Annotated in this window: 16 protein-coding genes; 8 read left to right on the top strand and 8 right to left on the bottom strand. The window is 52.8% G+C overall.

What is annotated here, in order from left to right; genetic code table 11:
* Positions 1-111 precede the first annotated feature (111 nt).
* From AB1L42_RS10940 to AB1L42_RS10955, 4 genes are all read right to left on the bottom strand, one after another.
* Positions 112-1,116 (bottom strand): CNNM domain-containing protein, encoded by a 1,005-nt coding sequence (locus AB1L42_RS10940; RefSeq protein ID WP_367054684.1) that lies wholly within the window; start codon positions 1,114-1,116, stop codon positions 112-114.
* A 112-nt stretch (positions 1,117-1,228) separates the two neighbouring features.
* The gene (locus tag AB1L42_RS10945; RefSeq protein WP_367054687.1) at positions 1,229-2,539 is read right to left on the bottom strand and encodes an ATPase, T2SS/T4P/T4SS family; all 1,311 of its coding nucleotides are present in this window, start codon (positions 2,537-2,539) and stop codon (positions 1,229-1,231) included.
* 277 nt (positions 2,540-2,816) lie between these two features.
* The gene (locus tag AB1L42_RS10950; protein WP_367054690.1) at positions 2,817-3,608 is read right to left on the bottom strand and encodes a dienelactone hydrolase family protein; all 792 of its coding nucleotides are present in this window, start codon (positions 3,606-3,608) and stop codon (positions 2,817-2,819) included.
* A 259-nt stretch (positions 3,609-3,867) separates the two neighbouring features.
* Positions 3,868-5,079: a class I SAM-dependent rRNA methyltransferase gene (locus tag AB1L42_RS10955; RefSeq protein WP_367054693.1), complete on the bottom strand. Its 1,212-nt coding sequence runs from the start codon at positions 5,077-5,079 to the stop codon at positions 3,868-3,870.
* 246 nt (positions 5,080-5,325) lie between these two features.
* Between AB1L42_RS10955 and AB1L42_RS10960 the strand changes: the two genes are divergently transcribed.
* Complete coding sequence (locus AB1L42_RS10960) at positions 5,326-8,439, top strand: hypothetical protein (protein WP_367054696.1); 3,114 nt, start codon at positions 5,326-5,328, stop codon at positions 8,437-8,439.
* A gap of 198 nt (positions 8,440-8,637) precedes the next feature.
* Positions 8,638-10,188, top strand: a complete 1,551-nt coding sequence (locus AB1L42_RS10965) for a hypothetical protein (RefSeq protein ID WP_367054699.1) — start codon at positions 8,638-8,640, stop codon at positions 10,186-10,188.
* 66 nt (positions 10,189-10,254) lie between these two features.
* Here AB1L42_RS10965 and AB1L42_RS10970 read toward each other — a convergent pair whose 3' ends face one another.
* On the bottom strand, positions 10,255-12,195 hold the full coding sequence (locus AB1L42_RS10970; RefSeq protein ID WP_367054702.1) for a translocase: 1,941 nt from the start codon (positions 12,193-12,195) through the stop codon (positions 10,255-10,257).
* A gap of 231 nt (positions 12,196-12,426) precedes the next feature.
* Entirely contained in the window at positions 12,427-13,800 is a 1,374-nt protein-coding gene (locus AB1L42_RS10975; protein WP_367054705.1) for a hypothetical protein, read from the bottom strand.
* 640 nt (positions 13,801-14,440) lie between these two features.
* On the opposite strand from AB1L42_RS10975, the gene AB1L42_RS10980 reads away from it, so the two are divergent.
* From AB1L42_RS10980 to AB1L42_RS10990, 3 genes are all read left to right on the top strand, one after another.
* On the top strand, positions 14,441-15,418 hold the full coding sequence (locus tag AB1L42_RS10980) for a polysaccharide biosynthesis/export family protein (protein ID WP_367054708.1): 978 nt from the start codon (positions 14,441-14,443) through the stop codon (positions 15,416-15,418).
* Positions 15,419-15,588: 170 nt separating this feature from the next.
* Entirely contained in the window at positions 15,589-16,641 is a 1,053-nt protein-coding gene (locus AB1L42_RS10985) for a hypothetical protein (protein ID WP_367054711.1), read from the top strand.
* Positions 16,642-16,914: 273 nt separating this feature from the next.
* Complete coding sequence (locus tag AB1L42_RS10990; protein ID WP_367054714.1) at positions 16,915-17,310, top strand: hypothetical protein; 396 nt, start codon at positions 16,915-16,917, stop codon at positions 17,308-17,310.
* A gap of 32 nt (positions 17,311-17,342) precedes the next feature.
* On the opposite strand, the gene AB1L42_RS10995 is transcribed toward AB1L42_RS10990, so the two are convergent.
* A complete protein-coding gene (locus tag AB1L42_RS10995) occupies positions 17,343-19,175 on the bottom strand; it encodes a UbiD family decarboxylase (RefSeq protein ID WP_367054717.1) in 1,833 nt (610 codons plus the stop codon).
* Between AB1L42_RS10995 and AB1L42_RS11000 the strand changes: the two genes are divergently transcribed.
* From AB1L42_RS11000 to AB1L42_RS11010, 3 genes are all read left to right on the top strand, one after another.
* Positions 19,174-19,350 (top strand): hypothetical protein, encoded by a 177-nt coding sequence (locus AB1L42_RS11000; RefSeq protein ID WP_367054720.1) that lies wholly within the window; start codon positions 19,174-19,176, stop codon positions 19,348-19,350. The two genes, AB1L42_RS10995 and AB1L42_RS11000, sit on opposite strands and share 2 nt — an antisense overlap.
* A gap of 73 nt (positions 19,351-19,423) precedes the next feature.
* Complete coding sequence (locus AB1L42_RS11005) at positions 19,424-20,167, top strand: hypothetical protein (protein WP_367054723.1); 744 nt, start codon at positions 19,424-19,426, stop codon at positions 20,165-20,167.
* A gap of 47 nt (positions 20,168-20,214) precedes the next feature.
* Complete coding sequence (locus AB1L42_RS11010) at positions 20,215-21,351, top strand: VWA domain-containing protein (RefSeq protein ID WP_367054726.1); 1,137 nt, start codon at positions 20,215-20,217, stop codon at positions 21,349-21,351.
* Positions 21,352-21,436: 85 nt separating this feature from the next.
* Here AB1L42_RS11010 and AB1L42_RS11015 read toward each other — a convergent pair whose 3' ends face one another.
* A complete protein-coding gene (locus AB1L42_RS11015) occupies positions 21,437-23,095 on the bottom strand; it encodes a hypothetical protein (protein ID WP_367054729.1) in 1,659 nt (552 codons plus the stop codon).
* Between the last annotated feature and the right edge of the window lie 2 nt (positions 23,096-23,097).

Raw genomic sequence — 23,097 nt, forward strand, 5'->3', positions numbered from 1 at the left:
GGTGGTGCCTTCAGGTGACCAACCAGTGAAAAGCGTTCCTGGCGGAGAACGCTCTCGGTCATGATGAAGTACGTGCCTGACGAACGCAACGTTGGCGACAATCCCGACTTTTTATGAAGATCGGGAAGGGCTGGCCGCGACGTTCGGGCGGTAGAGTTGTTCGATCAACCCTTTTCTGGAGACAATCCCAAACGTCTTCCCACTCTGCTTGATCACTCCGCTGTGCGACTGGAAGCATTGCAGATGGTGCAGAACTTCCAGCTTGCTGCTCTTGGCATCGAAGACCGGCATGATATGAATGATCGGTCGCACTCGCTTCTGGAGCATTAGTTCCGAAACGACGACGTAACCGTACCAGTCTTCAGGGTCATCCTTGCGATGCACAGCGACTGTCGAGATCCCGAACTGATGAGCGAACTTCAAGATTTCGGCTTTCGTGGAAGTCTCCGGGACTCCCAGAATTCGGGCAGCGGGTGTGACGGAACCAGTTACCGGTTGGGGAGCCAGTTGCAGCAACCCGCCAGACAGGCGACTTTGAACGTCGGTCAGAACACCCTCTTCGTGTCCATGACGCATGAGTTGGACGAGTCGACTGCGTCCGAGAACGAATTCGACCGCCTGCGGGCTTTGATGGCTTAAACGTTCGATGGTTCTCGTCAGCAGCACAAGCGGATACGTAACGACGAACAGAAGTCGAAAGATGTACTTGAAGTAGCGAACGTCCTTTCGAAGCAAATACATCGGAGCGAGGTAGTAGAGACTCTTCGGAAGCAATTCTCCAAAGAGAAAGATGATCGGCGACACGAGAATCGTGATCAAAACTTCGAAGCGTTCGCTGGCCGCTCCCATGAATGCGAGCGACAAAAATCCGATGGCTGCCGTCGTCACGTAGTTGGCGACATTATTCCCAATCAGGCACGTCGCGACGAAATACGCTGGGTTTCTGCTGAACCAGAGCAGTGTGGTCGCTGCTTTGTCCCCCGTTTGTGAATCGATGTTCAAGCGAGGGACGCTGAGTCGATAAAAGCCAGTCTCGGTTCCGCTGAAGAATGCAGAAAGGCGAAGCCCGACGATCAGCAAGAGTGTCGCTAAGATGACTTCCAACCAGTCGGGCACAGATCGTCAGCCTCCAGAGTGCTGCAATTTCAGTTTTCTTCAATGCCTGTGAACACGAAATCAGGGGAGCCTGTAAGACTCCCCGAAACCTTAAAACCAACTACTCTCTCAACTATGAGCGGAATGCTCGTTGAAGCTCTTCGAGTGACGTTTTGCCTTCGCTGACGAGACGTAATCCGTCCGACTGGAAGGACTGAACAGATTGTTTTCTGGCCAGTTCACGAAACTCAGCGGTCGAGGCGCCTTTGAGGATGAGTTTCTTGAAATCATCCGTGATCGCAATCGCTTCGATCAGACCGATTCGACCTCGAAATCCGATTCCGCCGCAGTTTTCGCAGGTTTCTTCATCTGCATCTTCTGCATCCGGACGAGGAGCTCGGTAAAGCACTTTCGTGTCAGCAGGCAGTTTGACGCGCTCGAGGAGTTTCGGATTCGGGCGATAAGCCTGACGGCACTTAGGGCAGAGCAATCGAACTAGCCGCGGACTCACAATGAGTTTCAGATGCTCAGCGACGAGTTTGGGTTGTTCGACCAGTGTGTTGAGTCGTGCGATGCCGTCGGCGGCATCCTTGGCAGGCATCTCCGTGATGATGGCCTGTTTTTCGGACATCTCAAGGATTGTGCGGGCCTGCTTCTGATTCTGGATTGGGTCGACATAGAGAATGTCGATGTCAGCACGTTGAGTTCGACGAATGGATGATTCGAGGTCGCCACCTTCGTCCATTTCGAACGTTTGAACGTGCGGGATATCGCGTCCGTGATGATCTGCGATCGAGCCAATCGCGAGCAAGTAAGCGTCGTTTCCACGCAGAGTCGCGACGGTGGTCGTCGTCACGCCGGACATTGGAGGACCGACCGCGAGCATCAGCCCGGTCTTCTTCGCACCCAATTCACGAATCGTCGATTGCAGTTCTTCGCTGAACCCGAGTTCTTTAGGCGTCTCCAGCCGATTTTTGATGTTCTCGGCTCGCAGAGTCATGATCTCGCCAGATGCCGACGGAGTGATGTCGATCCGGACTTCGTGTGGGACTTCTTCAAACTCTGCGTTGATGCCGCCAGACTGAGGCTTTGATCGCTCGTTGATATCGAGTCCAGCGAGCAACTTCACCATCTGAACGATGGCGTTGGCAGCTTTGGGAGGCATTTTCGCAGCTGGATAAGGAATTCCGTCGACGAAAAATGTGACCCCGGCGAACTTTGGTTTCGGTTCGATCCGGATCATCTCTGCCCGGCGTGCCAGAGCTTCCGAGATCATCTTCTTGGCTGGGATAAGACCCGCTTGCACGAGCCTACCGTTCGCCGACAAATCCGGAGTGACGCCGTTCAGTGCACCACGAAAAAGGATGAAGTCGAGATTGTCATCATCGTCGTCATCCTCATCATCGTCTTTATCTCGTCCACCCTTACCGAATCCAAAAATCACTTTGTCTGACTCCAATACTTTCCGGAGATGTTGCTTCTCCGAGGCTGGCGGGCAAATCGTTCGTGCATTGTGACATGCAGCAAGTGAATTGCAATCGAGTTCAACTCGAAGGCATCGCGAGAGAATCAGGGTCTGAAAAACCGCTGATTCTCGGGTCAATCCCTACAAACGGGTGGATGGCGGTTCTCTCAACCGACCGAACATGACTGTGAGCGAAATCTCATCTTCGCCATCACAGCATCAGTCCGGGGAGAATTGTCCCCTCCGGAATATTGCATTATTGCTTACTCTGAAAGATTTCGTCGAGAAAAAGCTGCATCTGATCCCACGACCGTGAATCGGCCAGCGCATCGTACTTCAAGTTCTCAATTCCGAACGATCCGGCGTTGGGATTGGTAAATCCGTGTCGAGCGCCACCGTAGGAGATCAACTGGTAGTCTGCGTTCACTTTCTGCATGGCAGCTTCGAACCCCTGGACAGATTCCGGAGGCACAAAACTATCCGAAGCTCCGTGACAGACGAGAACGCTAGCGTCGATTGTGTCTGACTCTGAAGGGGGAACAAGTGCGCCATGGAAGCTGACAACGCCTCGAACAGGGGCGTCGGCGTAGGCGAGTTGCAGGACGGTCGATCCACCGAAGCAATATCCAATCGCAGCGATTTTCGATTGGTCGACCATGGGCTGAGCCTTCAGAATGTCCAGGCCAGCATTCGCGCGAGAACGCCAAGCTTCGCTATTCGCTCGGATCTGCGAGGACCATTCCCCAGCCTGTTGAGGGTGCTGGGTGACTTGTCCCTTTCCGTACATGTCCAAAGCAAACGCGATATAGCCGAGTTCGGCCAGCTGGCGAGCACGATTTTCAGCGTAATCGTTGAGTCCCCACCATTCGTGGACAACAAGCACGCCCGGTCGAGCAGCGTCGGAAGAATCGTCCCATGCGAGAACTCCTTCCAACTGGGCTCCGTTCTCTTCGTAAGCGATTCGGCGAGTTTGAACTTCAGCGTTCAAGGTTGAGCCGAGAACGGCGAAGAGTCCAATGATGCTAAATGCGCGATAAGTCGGTTTCATTTCAAAATTCCTTTGCGTGCCAACTCCGCATGGCGAAGACTCGCACGCTGATCTTTCGAGCCTGATGAGTCGCAAAAGTGGGATGAGTCTACCGGTCCAACGAGTTGATCCCGACAACTCCAAGCTTCAGCACGGACTGGAATGACGTTCGATCAATTGGTTGATGGTCCTCACCTGACTATTTTGGTTGTTAAGGGAGGACACTTCAAGAATAGGGCTGCAGACTTTCTACCGGGCTCGCGATCGTTTTTCGATTCGCTTAACCGATGACTCGGCAAAGAAACGCTTTCAGGTAGGACGTTTCTGGGCAACTTGCGATCACCGGGTGGTCCGGAGCCTGTCCGAGTTCCTGCAGTATCTGGACCGGTCTACCAACTTCAAGACTCGCTTGGGCAATGATCTGGAAGAAATCTGTCGGGGAAACGTGTCCGGAACAGCTGCACGTCAGGAGAAACCCGCCAGGCTGTAAGAGCTGAATCGCCAGGCTGTTGAGACGGATGTACGCTTTCACTGCCCTCTTCAGTCCGCCACGAGTGCGGGCAAGCTTGGGAGGATCGAGAACGATGAGATCGAACTTACGTCCTTGTTCGACCAGCTCAGACATTCCGTCGAACGCATCCGATCGCTGAAAAGTCACTTTACTGGCGAGGCCGTTTGCATCGGCATTGGACTGAGCCAATTCCAGTGCTGAAGGAGAAGAATCGATCGCGAGCACAGATTCGCACTGCGGATTGGAAGCAGCGTTTAACGCGAAACTTCCTGTATATGTGCAAACGTCTAGGACATGAGCCTTCGCAGCCAGGTCGTGGATGACGCGTCGATTTTCCCGTTGATCAAAATAGAATCCGGTTTTCTGCCCTTCGATGAGATCGACATGAAATTGAAGTGCATTCTCTTCGATCGTCATGGAACGAGGAGGTTCTTCTCCCCAGATGAGACCGTCATCGATATCGAGTCCTTCAAGCGTTTTGATCCCCTTCTCTGTGCGGAGCCAGATTCCTTTCGGAGAAACTTCCTCGACGAGAGCATCGATGATTTCTTTCTGATGTTTTTCAAGAGCTGCGCTCGTCCACTGCACGACCAGCCAATCATTGAATCGGTCGACGGTCAACCCAGACAGTCGATCCGATTCACTGAAGATGAGTCGGCAAGCTTTCGATGTCGGGGTATCGCCAAATAAGTGCTCGCGAAGCTGAAGTGCATGGTGGACGCGGGATTTCCAAAGCGATGCGTCAAGAGGTGTGGATTCATCCCAACTGTAGAGGCGGATTCGGATCTTGCTGTTTGGGTTGATCAGCCCTCTCGCGATGAACTGGCCGTCGTTCGCACGGACGATCACTTCATCGCCGGTGTTCACCGAACCGGAAATTCGCTTGATCGCGGAGTCGTAAACCCAGGGATGTTGACAGAAAAATGGAAGTGCCTTGCGTGGCTTGAGAGTCGCGACGGGAAGCGGCGAGGGGGCATTCATCGAAGATTCATTTCGTTGGAGAAGTAGAATCTGCTCAGATTATCGATCCGCGATTCAGAATGTCATCTAGATGACGACCAGAACGCCAACGTTCATGAGTTTTCTCGGAAATCGATCTGCCCATATGGGAAACGAGTCTCGCACCGCAGAATGACCTTGCCCAATTTTCCCGCCATTCCATAGATTCCGGGTTGTTGACGTTTTTTCGCAATTTCTGCCGGACTGATCCGGTGACTGATTGCGGCCATGAGTTCATTTTTAATGGCAGGGATGCCGATGATTCGCTGGCAAAAACAAGCGACGATTCAAAAAATCAGTCCATGGATCTCACGATTTGTCGTGGGATGGGCCATTGGCATCTTATTCGTTCTGCTCATCGGACGATTGTGGGTCAGGTACGGCTCCACGTGGGAAACGACGCTCGGAATTTTCGCAGCTCTTCCCATCGCAGCGTTTTTCGCACAGCTTCCGGTCTTCAAAACTGATCGTAAGAGCAGCTTGGGACAAAGTTTGGGACTGTGGATTATTGCAACGTGGGTGTTCCTGCAGCCGTGGGTTGCTTCCAGCATCGATGCCGCGATGAATAGTGTCGCTGTCGAAACGGTCTCGCATCCGGTCTGGGGGCCATTGGCCTTAATTTCCATCGCAGCATTCCTGGTGTTTCCTGCGGTTGCTGGCGTTGGAATGGTTCTTTCTGATGACCAGTCTTCAAACCGGGGAATTCTCTCCGGAATTGCCTGTGTCGGAGTGGTCGGTCCGTTGATGATCGGATTCCCCGGCGGTTGGGCGCTTCCTGTCTGGGGGGCTGCAATCATTTGCCTCGCCTCCGGAGTTTTGTTGCTTCGGCGTCCACAACGAGAACAAACTACTCAAGAGGATCAAAGCGTCGTTGCAACTGAAGTTGTTTCCGGTTGGGAATCGTTGCTGCTTTGCTTTGTCTGCGGGGGTGCGATCTCGATCGCGTACTTCCTGAGTCAGCAGATCATCGTTCCGAATCTCATTACAGAATTCAGCCTGGTCTCTGGATTGTTGATGGGAGCTCTTCTTCCCGCGATTCCGAAGGTTGGTCGCTGGATGACACTCGCGATTTGGGCGAGTCTGGTCGTTCTGGGGTATCCATGGATCGTTTGGACGGCGTTTCAGTCGACAATTTACCTCTCAAGTCCGTTCGTCTTGTTTCTGGCAAGAGCGGGGTTGCTCGTAGCGCTCTCGATTCCGATCGGATGGGTTCTCTCGAGTGCGATTTCTAACGATGAATCCGCGAAGCATTCCACGTTCAAGCAGTGGCTGCTGTCGGCAGCATGGTTGGGGGCGTTTTTCGCGTTTTCGAATGGCTTGTCCAGTTCGACCAATCTTCTTCTCGTAGTGGCTGTCGCCTCGATCATGGGCGTTCGCAAAGCTTTCAGTTTCGAAACACTTCGGAAGCGATGGTCTGTTCAAACAGCGGGCGCTGCGTTCACTCTGGTACTTGCTCTTGGTGCTCTGATTCTGAGTTCGCGGCTCGATACAGCTGTCACAGAAAAGACTCTCTACTCGGGAAGTTCTTACCTCGCAGCACGCAGCGGAGTTCCTTTCGAGCAACTCGCCTGGCTCGACGATGGACGTGTGGCTGAAGAGTGGGAAACTCTTCGAGGACGCACCAGCTTGTGGAAACATCGCGGCGAACAACTTGTCACTCGCACGAATGGAATCCCATCCGGGCTTTATTCACTCGAACCGGAACGATGTCCGCATAGTGCTGCGGAAGTTTGTCCTGTTTGGTTTCCTTTGGTCATGCATCCAGCGGCTGAAGATGTTCTGATCCTCGGAATGCATCAAACGTCGCTTCAGACGTGTGAATACTTCCCTCTCATGTCGGTCACGATCGTGGCTGATGACGCACACGAGGGTCAGCTTGAGAAGGCATTTGAATCGGGAGACTTTTCGAAAGAACGCTACGAAATCTTAAGATCAAATCTGCTGCAGGCAGTTCGGACTCAACACTCTCGCGAATACGATGTCATTGTTTGCCCGAACAGCATTATTGCAAACACACGCGGGGTCGGGCTGCTCACGAGGGATTACTTCTCGAACGCTCGTCGTCATCTGGCTGATGATGGATTCTATTGCCAACGACTCTCGTATTACGACATTGGACCTGACACTCTCACCAGCGTGCTGAAAGCTTTTCAGTCTGTCTTTCCCAATTTGCTTGTCACAGAAACTGTTCCCGGTGAGCTTCTGTTGATCGGAGCACAATCCGATCAGCCACTCGTCACAGAACAAGTTCTGGAACGCCTGCAGACTTCGCATTCGCGGCGAGTCCTGGCAGGCATGGCGTGGGACTGGGCGATTGCTGCGACGCGAGGAACTCTCGATGCAGAGGCTTTGGACAAGCTGACTTCTTCAGAAGGTTCTTCGAATGATGTCGACTGGCCGCTGGCTTCGTTTGCTTTGCCTTGGGAGATCGCTCGTTGGAATGACAAGATGAGTTTGTCTCGACAGCTTCTCGCTCAGCACGGTGAGCTCTTTAGCGGACGAATCGATGATCCCGCGATTGCGACCGAAATCTCACAGCGACTGGAAGATATTCGTTTGGCCCAAAAAGTCGTCGATACACAGCCTGACAATGTGTGGGGATACCGAGCAGCCATTAAGCAGAAACTCTCAGATCGACCTCGATCGAAAATCATGCAGGTCGCTCACGGCGGGTTGAAGAACCAGTTGCATCCGGAAGACCAAAACCGCAAAGACTATCTGGTGACATTGGGCCGGTTGACCAAAGAAACCGAGTTGTCCGAAGACGATGTCGACACACTCGTCCGCCACACTCAGCCATTCGATCCACTCGTCTCTCCGTTTGCTCGACATGAAGCGATTCAGCTTCTGAAACGTGTACAGAGTGAAGAAATTGAGACAAAGAAATTCGACTACCTGTTGCACTCAATATACTACTCATCTCCGCGAGATCGCTCGGTTCGAAATGTCTGCGACACAATCGCTCTCGTGACCGACGGCAAACTCGAGACACTCACTCCTACGGAACAGTGGGATCATCTGAATGGTCTCCTCGATGTCCTTCGGATGCGGTGGCAGACCCGATGGCAAGCAACTGATGCCAGCCAGCAGGATTACGAACTCGTCGACACCGAACGTTGCCTCGACGCGATCGAGTCCGCAATCGAGATGATGGAAGAGTTGCGTGCCGAGGCAAGTGTTCGTCCGAACGAATGGGAGAATCGTCAGGCGTTTCTCGATTCGAGTTTGGTGGAACCACTTCAGCAATACCGCAGCCAGCAGATGCAACGGGTCCGCTATGCTCGACCAGTTGCAGCCCCCGCCCCAGAAACACAACCAGCTTCTGTTCAGGGTCGGGAGTAATTGGTTCTACAGTTGCGCTCGATCACTTCTGAACAAATGGATTCATGGATCAGCTCCTGTCTCAAAGGCTCTCATTCTCTCAAAGAAGCCTTCGAGTCACGATCAGAAGTTGCGCAGTACGAGAATTTCGAAGCGGGCAGCCAGTCTTTCGGGAGCATTCATCTTTTCGAGAGTGAGTCATCGACGTAGGATTTCTCCATGAAAAGTTCCATCCTCCACGGCCGCTGCCTGGCACTCCTCCTCTCGCTGATTGCGATTCATCTGCTCGGGGCTCAAGCAGTCGCGAAAGACGATCGGCTGCAGAGGCTCTTCACGCGATTTGAAGCCATTCACACGGAATTCGCTGAGGAAATGGAATCGATCGCTCAATTCTGCGAGCAAAATAGCTACTTGACCGACGCTGAACGAATTCGCCACCGAGCGCAATACTCGCAGCGGTCCGCTCTTGATATTCGAGAACTTCCGGAGCAGATGGCCCCTCCGCTTCCGCGAGATCTTAACCCGATTCAAAAGCAGTGGCGAATCAAACTTCAGGCAGTCGAGAAGGATCATGCGATCCAGTTGTATCGACTCGCCCGAGAAGCAATCGAAGCTCGGCATCCGAGTTTGGCATTTCAACTCATCCGACACGTTTTGTACTTTGATCCCGATCATCGGTATGCCAGAGAGTTGCTCGGATACGTTCAGGATGACGACCGCTGGACGACTCCGTTTGCCCGTCGCATGAAGTTGAAAGGCTTCGTTGATCACCCTCAGTTTGGATGGATTGCGAGCGAGAACGTCAGTCGTTACGAAAACGGTGAACGACTTTTTAAGGGCAAATGGATTAGCGCCGAGCGAGAGAAGATTCTGCGGAGCGAGTTCAAGAACGCCTGGGAGATCGAGACCGAGAATTTTCTGATCCAAACGAATCACTCGCTGGAACGGGGCGTCGAACTCGGGCGGAACCTCGAAATGTTCCACCAGTTCTTCATGGAACACTTCACAGCGATCTTCAGCACGCCTCAGCAGATGCAGCGACTTTTCAACGGGGCTGCTTCTCCATCAAGAGTTCGGCGCGATCCGCATCGAATCGCGTACTTCCGAAACAAAGACGAGTTCATCAGAGAACTGAAGGCGATCGAAAGCCGAATCGAAATTGCGAACGGGTTCTATCTTCCACGAACACGAACAGCTTACTTCTTCCACGTTGACGATCCGGAAGCGAAGGAAAGCAACATCGAAACGATGTTTCACGAAGTCACCCATCAGTTGCTAGGCGAAAGCAGTTCTAAAACGATCGAGGTGGGCGAACACTATCACTTCTGGGTGATCGAAGGCTTCCCCTGTTACATGGAGTCCTTTGAAACGACCGAAAGTGCATCAGACCCATCGGGCTTCGAACAATCTGCAAAAGCACTCTCGATCGGTGATCCCGAACACCCCCGCATCTACTGGGCGAGAAAGAAAGCTCTCGAAGAGCTGTATTACATCCCCATGCGACGATTCATGGTGATGGGCAAACGCGAGTTTATGCGCCCCGAGGACAACGATGTCCTGCATGCTTATTACAGCCAGGCGACCGGGTTGTGCCACTTCTTCCTGCACTACGAGGGAGGCATCTATCGCGACGCGTTCATGGAATACCTGTCGCAGATTTATAGCCCTGATGATCGAGTTCGCCTCAATACGAAAACGATGGAGCAGCTACTAGAGATTCCGTTTGAGACGCTCGATCGCCAGTATCTCGACTACCTCAAAACTCTGTAGATCGCTGATGTTTATCGCGGACCTAAATGAGCTCAAGATGCGACGCCTTCTTTGAATTTCGAAGTGCTAAGTTTCAGCGACTTCAAGATACGGGTCGAGTCCCATTTGCCGAAACTTCTTCTTCTGATCTTTGTCAAACTTCAGCAGCTGTTTCCTCAGCAGAACATGTCTCTTCTCCAGATTCTCTTGCAGAGATTCAAACCGGCGAACCCAGCTTGAGGAGAGCTCTCCGATGGAATTCGGATTCGCTCTGCGTCGAAAAGACTGCAGCTGCGATGGCTTCATAACTCGCAACAATTCGTCGTCGAGTGAGAGAAAGAACTGATAGCTTCCCGGATCGCCCTGTCTGGCGGATCGTCCAATCAACTGGCGGTCAATCCGTTTGGAACTGTGCATTTCTGTCGCGATCACATGCAGTCCGCCAGCTTTGCGAACTTCTTCCGAGAGAAGGATGTCCGTTCCGCGGCCTGCCATATTCGTCGCGATGGTAATTCTGGCGCGCTGCCCTGCCTGTTTGACGATCTCCGCTTCCTGTTCGTGGTAGAGCGCATTGAGAACTGTGTGAGTTAGGTTCTCTTCTTTCATCTTGACCGAAAGTGCGTGGGACGCTTCGACGGATGGAGTTCCGATCAAGACGGCACGACCACCCACGATGTACGTTTTGACTTCCGCCAGGACGGCATTGAATTTTGACGCTTGATCAACAAAGACTCGGGTTGGGCTCCCGGTCCGGATACACGGACGGTTCGTTGGAATCACAGAGACCTTGAGATCATAAACGCGTTTGAATTCGCTTCGCGCCTGCAACGCTGTGCCTGTCATGCCTGCCAGATGTTCGTAGTGACGAAACAGTGCCTGAATCGTAATTCGAGCTGCTGCGCCGGTCGACTCTGTCAGATCGAGTCGCTCTTTCGCTTCGACTGCTTGATGCAGACCTTCCTGCCACTTGCGTCCATCCATCTTGCGACCGGTTCCTTCATCGACAATGACGATCTCTCCATCATCGATGACGTAGTCGCGGTCTTTCTCGAAGGCGAGTTCCGCAGTGAGTGCTTTCTCGATGTGCTGGTAAATCTGCTCGGTATCAATCGTGTCCAACAGCACGGGTTTGGACATGAGCGTGACGTGGCGGCATCCGGATTCTGTAAGGAAGACAGTTCGTTTTTGTTGATCGAATAGATAGTCGCTGTTGATTTCAAGACGCTTGATCGCTGTGCGGCACCATCGATAAAGGCTGATGACGGCGTCTTTGTTTTTCTCCTGAACTCCGATGATCAATGGAGTCCTTGCTTCGTCAATCAAGATGCTGTCCGCTTCGTCGATCATCGCGAAGTAGTGGCCGCGCTGAACCGGCATGGAAGATTCGCTCTCTTCGGTGAAGATCTTTCGATTGGATATCAATCCGGAGTCAGCACCCTTTTTGATTCGATCTCGAAGAAAATCGAATCCCATCTCGCTGGCGGTCCCGTATGTGATGTCGCGAGCATACATTTCGAGGCGTTCAGAATCGCTCTTTTCTTGTGTGACGCAACCGGTCGTCAGTCCCAGCTGTTCGTAGACTCGCCCCATTTCCTCAGCGTCACGAGCGGCGAGATAGTCGTTTGCTGTGACAACATGAACTCCCTTCCCGACAAACGCACGCAATGCGACAGGCAGGACCGCGGTGAGCGTTTTTCCTTCACCGGTTTGCATTTCGGCAATGTGCCCTTCGAAAATCGCCTGGGCTCCCATCACCTGAACTTCGTAGTGGCGTTTGCCGAGAGCGCGATGGGATGCTTCAATCGTGAGCGCAAATGCATCCGGGAGGATCTGAGCAAGCGACACTCCCGACCGTGCCTTCCACTTCATCTCACGAGCCAGAGTTGCCAGTTCTTGAGAAGTGCGATTCTGGAGCGATTCAGACTTTCTGATAATCAGCCGGGCTTGTTTTCTCCAATGGGCGAGGCGGTCGAACAAAGCAACTCCCGATCCGTGCAGTGTCTGCGACTTGAGCGTTTTTCGATTCACTGGACGAAACAACGCATGAAAAAAGAAGTCAAATTATGAGTGTCTGTACCTCGAGAAGTCATCGACTTCTGGTTTGAGCGTATCGTATCCCGTCGAACTCAGCCCGCAAGAGGACTTGCACCACCAGCAATTGAAACGAAAAAGAGCCATTCTGCACGAACAGAATGACTCTTTCTGAATTGTGTTGGCCGTTCACGGCGAGTGCGATAAGTGCTGTCTCGCCAAAACATGCTATTCGACGTAAACATCCCATGTGTCGAGGTCGCCGAGGTAATTGTCAAACAGCGAAGCTTGGCGAAGAAGGAGGAGGCCATAGCTGTCGAAGTCGACTGTTTCCTGATAGACCGCCAAACCGTATTCGCCGTTGAATTCTGAAACGATCTTTTTCACAGAAGCGTTGAGGGTTCCCTCATCTTCTTCTTCGAGTTTGACGCCGTTCTCGGCATTGTCGAATGCCTGAACTTTCTTGAAGTCTGCGAAGAAGTCTCCCTCACCGGTTTCGGTGAAGTCGATGCCATCTTTTCCGTTTTGGCTGGCGTCAACGTTTCGGACCTTTGCGAAGAAGTCGCCGAAGTCAGCTTCTTCGATGGCGATTCCTTCCTCGTAGTAGTTTCCGAATGCGAGGACGTTTTTGAAGTCGACGTAGACGTCTCCGTCTTGTTCTTCGTCAAGTTTGATGCCTTCGTCGTTGTTCCAACTTGCGTCGACTTTCTTAAGCATCAATTCGACGTCGCCTTCCCCTTCTTCATCCAGGTCAAGACCTTCGTCGTAGTTGTAGCTCAGGCTCGTCTTCATGATCGAAGCATAAATTCCGCCATCCCCAGCTTCGTCGATGTCGAGACCATCATCGAGATCAGCTTCGTTGAAGAACCCGTTGTCATCAAAAGTGGAGTTCTTGACAGTCAGGTAGACGCTTCCATCTCCTCGCTCGTCGAGTTCCAGTCCATCACCACCGTTTCCGTCAATTCGGGAGTTCTTGATCTCCGCGTAAATGTCCCCTTCCCCGCCCTCGTCGACCCGGACACCGTCGTAGTCGAGGTCACCGATTCCGTTGTTAAAGAAGTTACTCTTGTTGAGCTTCAGCTCAATGCTCGCATCGGAATCGTTCAGCTGATCGGCGATGTGCAATCCGAACAGGTCGCTATCCAATACTGTCAGGTTCTTTCCTTCAAACGACACAGTTCCTTCCGCATCTGCCGAGATCGGAACGTAAATGCCGTTGAGTCCGCCGATGAGTGTCATCTTCTGCAGGCTGAGATTCGCATTCCCCGTCGACTCGAACAGATTGAACTGTCCGATGTCATCTCCGACTGTCTGAAGCGTGACGTTCTTGCCATCGATCTTGAGATCCTGAGCCCCGGTGAATTCGACAGTCGACTCGAGATTCACGAGATCGACGGAATTCTTGAACTTGATTTTGGTGATCGATGAATCGGCGTTGGCCTGCTCGATCGCGTCGCGAAACGAACCATCACCACTATCTGCTGAGGAAGTCACCATGACCGCAGACAGAAGTGTTCGCGATTCGAGACTTTCAGTTTCACGAACTGATTGATTCTTACGGCGTGTGGTTGTCGGTCGGCTGAGTGACAGTTTTGGAAGCATGAATTTCCTCGTATGTCTGAGTGGTTAGAGAATTGATTGCGAATGCGGAAGACTGTCTCCTCTGGGTAGTCAAGATGGTTTGAGGAAAGAAATTGTGATGACTGTAGGAATTCTTCGTTAACTGATGATTCGTCCGAAAGAACCGGGGCCACGCAAATGGGACTGCACGCGGTCCAGCGGGGATCGCTGTCGATGCGTAACTGTAACACTGCATAGATTTTAGGTGATGAGTTGGTCACCGAAGCAGTATGAGCCATCGGGTACGGTTACTCTTTGCCCGTCGAGAAACAACTTTTCCTATTCTTCGCAAGCACCCTGGTTGACGTAACCGGATTAACGCGCACGTCCAATACAAAGATCACATCACGATCGGGGTTCTATCTGAATGGACTGTACCGCTGAAGCGTGTTGTACCGATTCCTCAAGCAACGTCAGGACTCTCATGAGTGAGGTCCTTTCCATCAGGCCCGACGCCTTCACCCATTGTGAGGGTTGTCTGTCAGCCGTGTAACGGATTGAGGTGATTGAGATGCACTTGGGGATTCGACTTCTCCTATTGGCGTGTATGGTCTTCTCGGGTTGTGCACACACTGTGAAGAGCCAACCTTACGTAACGCAGGGCATCCCAAGAGAATTGGAGATGATGTCGCTGCCAGAATACCGCGTCGCTCCACCGGACGTTTTGATCATCGAGGCGATCGACAACATTCGGCACCCCGACAGCTTGTTAATGCCGGGCGATACCGTCTTCCTGCAGGTCGCTTACGGTCTTCCCTGGGAGATCCTGACCCAGACGGACTCGATCGACGAAGTTCGCGCTGTCATTGATGTTGAACGCTCGTTCAAAGACATCAATGGGAACTTCCTGATCGACTTCGAAGGAAATGTCGACCTTGGACCGTTCTACGGAACCGTCAAGGTGGCCGGTCTGAGTAAAGAAGACGCCAAGAAGTTGATCAAAGACCATCTTGTTGCATCCAACGATCTGGCAGAGCCGAAGGTGAGCCTGCAACTGATCGATATCAACGCCAAACAACCTGTCGGCGGGGAACATCTGATTCGTCCCGACGGAACTGTCTCGCTGGGATCGTACGGAAGCGTGTACGTCTCCGGGATGACTGTCGACGAAATTCGAATGGTGGTTGAAGCGTTCCTGAAACCGCACCTGAATCAACCGCAAGTGAACGTGGATGTTCTCGCGTACAACAGCAAGAGCTACTACGTGATCACCGACGGTGGCGGTTATGGTGAGCAGGTGATTCGACTGCCTGCGACCGGAAACGAAACAGTTCTCGATGCGGTTGCTCAGATTGAAGGACTCTCTCAGGTGTCGTCCAAGAACATCTGGGTCGCACGTCCAGCTCCTGCAGGGATGGGAGTCGCACAAATTCTCCCGGTGAACTGGCGTGAAATTGCTGCCGAGGGTGTGACCGCAACCAACTACCAGCTGATGCCGGGTGACCGGATTTACATTCAGGCCGACCGCCTGATCAAGCTGGACAACACATTCGCGAAGATCATCTCTCCAGTGGAACGTGTCTTCGGTGTGATTCTCCTCGGGGATTCAACATGGGATTCGTTCTACCAGATTGGCAACCAGGGAGGCGGCGGGTTCTAGAGCAAGAGGGTTTCCATCGCAGACCCGCAAGAGCTGTCTGACTCAGCAAATTGCCGTCACTGTTCATGCGGATCTGCGAGAACAACATCGAAACTCCTTTCGTCGCCTGCTGTGCTTTCCTGAACGAAAAACTGTCGGCTGAAGCTTTCCTGAAATGAAGGTCCGCGATCATGCGACTGCAAAAAGTTGTGATTACTGCTTCTGTGCTCGGTGCTGTGGGATGGAATACTCTTCCCCTGCAGGCGGGCGATCTGTTCGGCTGGTTCTCTAAAGACAAAGCCTGCGACACCGAAGTGCAATATTACGAGGAGAGTGGTCCTATCAGTCGATTCTTCGACTACGATCGGATTCACAACAAATCGATGCCGAAACGCAAAGCGAGAGTGGAAGCGTGGCATACCTGGCACCGGTGGTTCTTGAACCCTGTGGTGACTCCCGACAACACCTGCAACTACGGATACTTCGAGACTCAGTGGAGCCGCTCTCCTTACGAAGGGTCTCGGATCTGTCCTCCAGGACAAGTGATCGAGTCGGTCCCATCGGGGGGACATTCGGTTCCACAGTATCCGTCCATTCCAGCGAGTCCTCCTGTTCAACTGGACTCTCCGGAAGTTCCGACAGAAGTCCCCACGGGAGCACCGCCAGCACCTGCTTTTGAGGCAGCTCCTGCCGAGACCGGAATGGCTGTTCCGCTGTTTCGGACCGGACGTCACACATTAGCTCCGCCTCAAGAGGCGACAGGCGTAAACCCACAAACGACTGCGATCCCGCAGCCTCGTCGGGATTTTCCGTCGCAGGTTCCGCAGTCGACATTTCCGGACTCCTCGGCGAGTGCGGTTTCAGTCGTCGACTTTCGAGAGTCGGAGATGCCAATCGTCCTAAAACTCGAAGAGTTGCCCTATCAGGGAAAGGCGAGAGCTCCACAGCCTGAAGAGAATCTCGTTGCGAGTGTGCAACAGCCAACGACAGTGCAACGAACGACAATAGAACGCGTCGGCTTCGTTCGTCTCCAAGACAATCGGCCGACGGTCGTCCATGCCCGTCACGGGAATCGTCCCGGATACTCCAAACCGGCGCCAGCTCCTGGCGACGAATTAGGGTTTGCCACAATCGAGGGAACACCTCGCGCGTCGAACGAATTCCACATCTTGCACACAACTGTCGAACTTCCAGCGTTTCCCATCCGGAGCACAATGCCACGATTGGGACCTGTGTTTGAGTAGACCGCGTCGAGTACTTTCAAAGTCGTGATTTTGAGATCGGAAGATTGAGTCGATTTCCGAATCATGAGCATCATCGAAGAGCGGCGTCATGCTTGATGGAACGCAGACATCGTCACGGGAAATCGTTCCGGTAGAGCTCTCAGAAGACACGAAAATGATTTTAAGGTGAGAAATCGGCTCGCGCACATGCAATAATGTCATGAACCGTTCTCACTTGAGAATTCACTGGCAGCATTGTCAATCGTTGTCCAATTCAATGAAGGGACTGACATCATGGTGAGAAAAACAAGCTATCTGTTCGTCATCGCAATCGTGATGTTGTCCGGAAAATTTGCAGCTGCGCAAACGAGAATTGCGCCTGCACCGTTGCGGCCACACCTGACACCAACGACCAGCCCGTTTCTCTTTCTCGGAAACGGTCGCTTTAACTCAGCATTGAGTTACTACCAGAGAATTCTTCCGGAACGAGAATTTCGTCAGGCGAACCGAACCAATTACGGTCTGATCCAAGGTTTGGAAAAAGACGTGACCGTCCTGCGACAACGAGAAGAACAACTGGCTGACGATCAGTTGAAGCCAACTGGTCACCGGGCACACTTCTTCAATCCTGGAAACCACTTCAACAACACCGGAAGCTATTACGACCGAAGTCAGTTGCGAGGTCGCTAAGCCCTGATCTCTTCGTTGAATCGGGTGGACCGTTAGAGGATTCCGTGCAGTGGTCCACCCTGCTGAGCCAAAGCATCGACTTTGGCTGTAACTTTAGGGTCCTCAGTCAGCGGCGGGGCGTGCTTTGGCTTTATTCGGGCATCGATCACCAGAGACCCGCGACAGCCCCAGTGCTTATTCTCGATGAAGCTCTCAATGCCATCGATGTCAGCTGCCGGGTTCGACCGAGTGAATACGGTCCACAGAAAATTGTTGAGCGACCGGGCAGTGAATTCTGAATCGTCGACCAGGACGCACAGCGGAAATCGGTTGATGGGGTCGCCAGCCGAAAGCTGATCACAAAACGCTTTTAGAACGTGATCGTCAGCTCTTTCGCACCTTGGAGCTTGGACTGCCAGAACTCCGGGAAGCGCGACCTTCGGTGTCGAAAATCCGAATGGGAGTCGAAGCGACTCCGGAATCTCTCGCGAAAGCTCCCGCACAGGCTTTCCCGCCGCCGCGACGACGACTTTCGAGCCGGCGTTGAAACCATCTCCGGAATAGTCGAGTGTGTCGATCGTGGTCTTTGTCTGAAAATGCAAGTCGCGACGCCAATCAACTCGCTCCAGCATGTGATGGAAAAACTTGTCGATGTCGTGCAGGTTCAGATCCGGCGCATCTTCCTCAGCAGCGATGAACAGGTATTTGGCCAGCGAAAGTTGTCCCTGTCCAAGGATTGCATTCGCTTGAGTCAAAATCTCTTGAGGGATTCGCTCTTCAGCGTAAGGGACATACCGTTCGCTTCCGATGGCCAGAAGCAATGGATGCACACCCGCAGCATCGACCGCGTGGACTTGCTTCACTCCGGGCAAGACCGATGGAATTGCTGGGCCGGTGATCTCGTGAATAATTTCTCCGAATGAGGTGTCCTCTTGCGGCGGTCGACCGACGACCGTGAACGGCCAGATTGCCCCGGTCCGATGGTAGACGCGTTCGACTTTCAAAACTGGAAAGTCATGTCGCAAGCTGTAATAGCCGAGGTGGTCTCCGAACGGCCCTTCCTGTTTCAGTCGCTGCGGATCGATGGTTCCCGAAATACAAAAGTCCGCCTCAGCAATCAGTGGAAGATGATCTTTCCTGCGAATCATTCGAACGCGACGACCGCCGAGTGCTCCCGCAAACGTCAATTCAGAAAGTCCTTCCGGAAGTGGCATGACCGCCGACAATGGAAGAGCCGGTGGTCCGCCGATGAGAATGTTCACCTTTAATTGTTCACCGCGACGAATTGCAGCGGAGTGGTGAACGCCAATACTTCGATGTATCTGGTAGTGAACACCCACTTCGCGATTTGGCGTGTAATCGTTTCCAGCCATCTGGATTCGGTACATTCCCAAGTTCGATTTCTGCCACCCCGGATGAGCGGGATGTTCCGAGTAAACCGCCGGCAGTGTGACGAACGGTCCTCCATCGTCGGGCCAACTCACGAGTTGCGGAAGTTGATCGAGAGATGTCTGATTCTGCGCCAGTGGACCGTTCGAAACGTACTTGGGCTGCATCGCCCACGCGACGGGAAAAGCTCGCCCGTACCTCAGTGGATTTTTCATCGCGACGGCTGGGTCGATCTTGATTTCGACAAGACGTTTCACGAGATCGAGTGTGTCGCGAAACAGAAACCGTGTTCGCTCAATCGTGCCGTACAGATTGCTGAGCATCGGAAACTGACATCCCTGGACATTCTCAAACAGCAGTGCCGGTCCGCCCGCCTGATAGACACGCCGCTGGATTTCGGCAGCTTCGAGATGCGGATCAATGGGTGTCGAGATACGAACCAGATGTCCGTGTTTTTCGAGATCGACGACGCAGTCTTTAAGATTTCGGTAACCCATGGCGTTTCGTTTTGGCGACTGGTTTCAAACGTTTTCTCATCCCTCAGTCTTCTCCGTGAAGCTGGGAGATGGATTTCAAATTCATTTGAAGTCAGGCGGTTCGGGAGTTGTTGGAGAATCCGTCATTGAACGCGGTTCGCCGAATCGTAGCGGATTGCGTACAATCATGAACTGAATTCCAACTGAGCGAGGTTCAACTTTCACTCAGACATCCGCAATTCCCATCTTGCGATAACATAAGGACCTGTATGCGTGGCCCATCTGTGAGAATTCGATACGACGTCCGGAGACTCTGGAAGTGTCCGGAGTGCGGGTATGAACGAAAAGTCGACGCCCGCCACACGTCTGTCCGCTGCCATTGCCAGGATGGGAACTTCTTTATGCGACTTGTCGAGCCGAAGCGGTTCGTTCGTCCTGAGCTGAGCGAGTCCGACTGCTACGTCACAGAAGACGACTTTCCCGAAGAACCTGGGAGCGGACCCTCAATCGAGAATTCTCAGACAGCGGCAGCTGCATCGACCGAGTCTCAGCCGAGCGAAGCCGTTACTGCGGATGCATCAGAGCAGTCAGAAGAAGCAACTGCCAGCGAATCTCCTCGCAACGAAGTCAGTCAAGATTCGGTTGAAGTGACGGAAGCTGATTCGGAACCTCAAGTGGAAGCCGGCGCAGTCGAACCGAGTGCAATTGAAGACAAGGAAGAGTCAACACATCCTAAACCGGCATCGGAGTCGACTGTCGCGAAGGAGCAGGCTCCCGGGGAGCGGTCAAAGAGACGGTCGCGTAAACCCTCGTCTTCCGATTCAAAGAGTCGCGATGGCAACGCTCAACCCAACGCCAAATCGCGGTCTCGACGACGGAAGAAACGTCGCAAATCTGACGGGGCATCTGGAGAAGCGGGGGCCAACAAGAGTCCTCAAGGGAAACAAGCTTCGAAGGAAAACCCCTCTAAACCACCGGGTGATTCAACGAAGAATTCTTCAGAGAGTGATTGAAAGAGCGTCAGCGCTGACGCGAATTCTTTAAGTTCAGAGTGTCGACCATGCCATCGTTTGAGTATTCAAAATTTGACGGTTCAAAGAAGTTTTCTCCGCAGTCGGCAGATCAGCTCTTTGACAAATTCTCCGAGTTCCTCATGGACTACGGAGACGCCGTTCTCGAATCCCTGAATGACTGGGAAGATGAGAATCCCGACGTCGTCGAGGCATTAATCAAGCAGGGATACGTCTCGAAAGATCGGGATGGCACGTTCTCAGTCACTCCGAAGGGCCTGAAACGAGTTGAGAACAAGGCACTCGAAGCTCTCTTTCAGATTCAGAACAAAGACAAACTCGGTCGGCACGAAACAGAGTTTCGTGGGCCCGGTCAGATGAAAACTGAGGAATCCAAACCGTACGAGTACGGTGACCCAGTTTCGAATCTGAACATGCACGAAACGTTGAAGAACGCCATTTACCGTCAGGGAGGAGGGTCGCCCGTCTCGATTCACGAAGAAGATCTTGAGATCTTCGATACGGAGTACCAAACATCATGTGCGACCGTTGTGCTCATCGACATGTCGGGCAGCATGATGCGATATGGAAAATATGCAGCTGCCAAGCGTGTGGCCATGGCCCTCCAAGGACTGGTTCGATCCCGGTATCAGTCCGACTTCCTGCAAATTGTCGGCTTCTACACCTATGCCACTGCGATGACCGAGCGGGATCTTCTCAACTCCGCGCCGAAGCAGGTGAGCATTTTCGATCCCTACGTCAGCATGCGAATCCCGCTCGATCAACCGCCTCAATTCGTTCCAGAACACTTCACCAACATTCAGGCAGGTTTGCAGTTTGCTCGACGAATTCTCAAACGCCAACCAGCACAGAATCAGCAAATCATTTGCATCACAGATGGTGAGCCGACAGCCCACATCGAGGGGCGTGAAATCGTGCTGCTCTATCCGCCAGCGGAGAAAACAGCACGCCACACATTGAACGAAGTCAAACGATGTGCAAGCGACGGAATTCAGATTTCAAGCTTTGCGTTGATCGAAGACTATTTTTACCACGGCCTGGTCAACTTTGTGGAACAGATGGCGATCGTTTCCAAAGGCATCTGCGCAACCTGCAATGCTCAGGACATGGGGAACATGGTGATCAACAGCTTCGTCAAAGGCCGCAAAACGAAGGCGCGAGTCTGATCACTCTGCGAGTCGAATTTCAATTACTGGCGCGAGTTGACGAAGTACATCAATTCCCTGTTCGAAACCCTTCGAACCTGCAGAGCTACGGTGAAAGCGAGAGTTCGATTGGAAAAAGATCGTTCGACGGAACGGATTTCAGTTCGGTCTGCTGAATTGTGTCGGAAGTCGTGTCTTGATACTGATCGGGAACAGTGTCTTCCGGTGCTGGCTCTTCCGATGGGCTGAGGTCAAGAGACGGAGATTCATCCGGTTCTGGGGCCGCATCGTCCAATGGTTCTTGAGTAGGAACTTGATCTTCGCTGTTTTGCTTTGGTTGTACAAATACCTCGGGCAAACCTTGTTGAAGATCAGATCGTTTTAGAAGGAGTTCCGCTCGTCGAAGTGCAATCTCAGCGGAGTGCTTCCGACTTGCGGCTTCTGTGAGATCTTGCTGAGTCCCGACTCCAGTTTTGAAGAGCTTTGAAACACGTTCGAGTTCAGTCTCGGCGGTTTCGAGTTCAAATTTCGCTTGCTCGACATCCAGAACGAGTAACTCTCTGTCAATCTCGCTGTGCTGCGGGGATTGTTGTTGAGGTGTGAATGTGAAGACCCCTCCAACGTTTTCTTGATTTCTGTTGCGTTGAGCCAATGCCTGCTGTTGTTGAAGGAGTGCCCGCTTCAGTTCGATCTCCGCGTCGATTAACTGTTCCTCGCTCTTTCGCAGCTCCATTCGCGAATCGCTGGGGACCCGTTCGTGAGACTCACTTTGAAGGGATTCTGGCACACCGAGACGCTTCAGATGATAGAAGATTCCATTCCTGGTGTCCTCAACGCTTTCCCGTGCTGATTCAAGACGTTGTTGCGCACGTTGAACTTCGAGCCCCAGAATTTCGATCGCAAGCTGACGTGATTTTTCGTCTGCGAAATCGGTCCGCTGTTGATGTTCAACTCCATTCTCAATCGTTTCTTCGTGCTCGATTTCCTGCGCAAGAAATGGGGTTTTGTGTGGAGTCGCGGTCGGCTCTTCAGATTTCCAAAACGGTGGCTGCTGTTGTTGCGACGCGTCGAAAGGGCTGTTCTTCCACTCTTGCTGCGAACGAAGCGAGTTCGCGAAGGGGTCAGGTGCTTGTCCTTGAGGGTCAGTCCGAGGCAACGCCGGTTGCTGTTGAACTGGTTGGGCGGGGGCAAACGGGTCAGTGCTGGAGCTCTGTTGTGAACGTGACGGACTCGGTTGGCGGTTGTTCAGGTGAGGTGGACCAAGTGGTAGACCAACTGGTGAACTGAGTGATGAGTCTTGATTCCGACGGGTCGCCTGAAACTGTCGTTCTCGCTCATGGAACTTGTTCTCAATCTCCGCAAGCCGTTGTCGGAGTTGGGTGATCTTCTCTCTCAGAAGTGCCTGCTCGGTTTCCCACAGCGATTCATCGAACTCGGCGATTTCGCGATGAATGTTTCTCGCTGAGGCGTTGTTGCCCGAATCTGGGTAGGATTGCAGGTTCGGGGCCGAGAAACCTGACGGGGCTGCTGGAGGTGTTGCCTGAGTGAGCTGAGTGGCCTCAAAAGCGGGTTGCGGAGTAATCACCTGTTTGGCAGCGGGACTTGTGTATCGCTCGACTAGGGTTGCTGGAGGTTCCGCATTGAGTTGGCCGTCGTCTCGCAAGTTCAGCGCGAGGATAGCTCCGACCAAGCAGAGGAGAATTGAGACGGCTGAAGCTGTGGGCGAAAACCGCCGCTTCGATGTGTTTGAGTTCGTGGCTTGCATGT

It is taken from the genome of Thalassoglobus sp. JC818, from assembly GCF_040717535.1.
Taxonomy (GTDB): Bacteria; Planctomycetota; Planctomycetia; order Planctomycetales; family Planctomycetaceae; genus Thalassoglobus.